The sequence below is a fragment of the bacterium genome (assembly GCA_030654305.1).
Lineage (GTDB): Bacteria > Krumholzibacteriota > Krumholzibacteriia > LZORAL124-64-63 > LZORAL124-64-63 > PNOJ01.
Genome location: JAURXS010000171.1, coordinates 1 through 2,018, shown reverse-complemented (window position 1 = coordinate 2,018; position 2,018 = coordinate 1). Strand labels below are relative to the sequence as shown.

Below are 2,018 nucleotides of genomic sequence, written 5' to 3'. Positions count from 1 at the left end.
TTTTGAGCGCTACGTTGACTCCCGCCCCCCATATGGTATCGTTCCCGCCCATGAACCCCTCACCGGCATCCCCGCCCCCCGTCATCATCGGCATCGCCGGCGGCACCGGCTCCGGGAAGACCACCGTGGCCCTCCGCGTCCAGGAGGCGGCCCCCGGCAAGACGGTCCAAATCATCCACCACGACTCCTACTACCGGGACAACGCCCTGCTGGAGCTGGAGGACCGGGCCAAGATCAACTACGACCACCCCAGCGCCTTCGAGACCGAGCTGCTCGTGGCGCACCTGGCCCAGCTGAAGCGGGGCCTGGCGGTCGACGTGCCCGTCTACGACTACACGACCCACTCGCGGTGCGCGGAGACGCGCCGGGTCGAGCCGGCGGACATCATCTTCGTCGAGGGCATCCTGGTGCTGGAGTCGGAGATCCTGCGCTCGCTGATGGACATCCGGCTGTACGTGGGCGTGGACGCCGACGAGCGCTTCATTCGGCGTCTGCAGCGCGACATCCAGGAGCGCGGCCGCAGCGTGGCTTCGGTGATCGAGCAGTACATGAGGGTGGTGCGCCCGATGCACCAGCAGTTCGTCAGCCCGACCAAGCGCTACGCCCACCTGATCATCCCCGAGGGCGGGCACAACCAGGTGGCGATCGACCTGATCGCGGCCAAGATCCAGAGCATCATCCAGGAGCGGCGGGCCTTCCGGGCCTGAGACCGCGACGGGAGGCGACCTTGCAGTACGACGACGCGGACATCTGCCAGCGCGACCCCCTGATCGAGCGCGTGCTGATCGGCTCGGACGAGATCCAGCGCCGGGTCCAGCAGCTCGGCACCGAGATCAGCCGCGACTACGCCGGCAGCACCCCCGTGCTGGTCAACATCCTCAAGGGCGCCTTCGTGTTCCTGGCCGACCTGACGCGCGGCATGAGCGCGCCGCACGAGATCGACTTCATGGCCATCAGCAGCTACCACGGCGGCACCCAGAGCACCGGCGTGGTGAAGATCGAGAAGGACCTCAAGACCGACATCACCGGCCGCGACGTGATCATCGTCGAGGACATCGTCGACACCGGCCTGACCCTCAGCCACCTGCTCGACCTGCTGCAGACCCGCGGGCCGCGCAGCCTGCGCGTCTGCACGCTGCTGGACAAGTCCACGCGCCGCCAGAAGGAAGTGCCGATCCACTACCGCGGCTTCGAGATCCCCGACGAGTTCGTCATCGGCTACGGCCTCGACTACGACGAGAAGTACCGCAACCTGCCGTTCATCGGCGTGCTGAAGCCCTGATCCCGAGTTCGGGTCGGCGGCGCATCCACCGGGGGCCATCATGAGCGAGCGACCGAATCCGCCGGCCGAGGGGAGCGGTCCCGCCGGGAACAACGTCTTCCCGGAGGCCCTGACCTTCGACGACGTCCTGCTGGTCCCCGGCTACTCCGAAGTCATCCCCCGCGACATCGACACCCGCACCCGGCTGACTCGCGGCCTGTCGCTCAACGCGCCCCTGATCTCCGCGGCCATGGACACCGTGACGGAGTGCGAGCTGGCCATGGCCATGGCGCGCCAGGGCGGCATCGGCGTCATCCACAAGAACCTCAGCCCCCACGACCAGGCCGACCACGTCCAGCGCGTCAAGCGCAGCGAGTCGGGCATGATCACCGACCCGATCACCATGGGCCCCGACCGCACCATCGCCGAGGCGCTGGCCCAGATGGCCCGCTACAGCATCTCGGGCGTACCGATCACCGAGGGCCGCCGGCTCGTGGGCATCCTGACCAACCGCGACCTGCGCTTCGTGCGCGACACGAGCCGCCTGGTGCGCGAGGTCATGACCAGCCAGAACCTGGTGACCGTGCCGGAGGGCACGACGCTCGAGCAGGCCGCCGTGAAGCTGCACGCCCACCGCATCGAGAAGCTGCCCGTGGTCGATGCTGCCGGCAACCTCTGCGGCCTGATCACGGTCAAGGACATCCAGAAGAAGCTCGACTACCCGCGGGCCAGCAAGGACGGCCGCGGCCGGCTGCTC

Annotated in this window: 3 protein-coding genes; all 3 read left to right on the top strand. The window is 68.3% G+C overall.

Annotated elements, in window-relative coordinates:
• The first annotated feature begins 50 nt into the window (after positions 1–50).
• The gene (gene udk / locus Q7W29_04615; GenBank protein MDO9171099.1) at positions 51–707 is read left to right on the top strand and encodes a uridine kinase; all 657 of its coding nucleotides are present in this window, start codon (positions 51–53) and stop codon (positions 705–707) included.
• Between the two features lie 20 nt (positions 708–727).
• Positions 728–1,282 (top strand): hypoxanthine phosphoribosyltransferase, encoded by a 555-nt coding sequence (gene hpt, locus Q7W29_04610; GenBank protein ID MDO9171098.1) that lies wholly within the window; start codon positions 728–730, stop codon positions 1,280–1,282.
• 40 nt (positions 1,283–1,322) lie between these two features.
• Positions 1,323–2,018, top strand: a 696-nt coding sequence (locus tag Q7W29_04605; GenBank protein ID MDO9171097.1) for an IMP dehydrogenase, incomplete at its 3' end; no start/stop codon positions are given.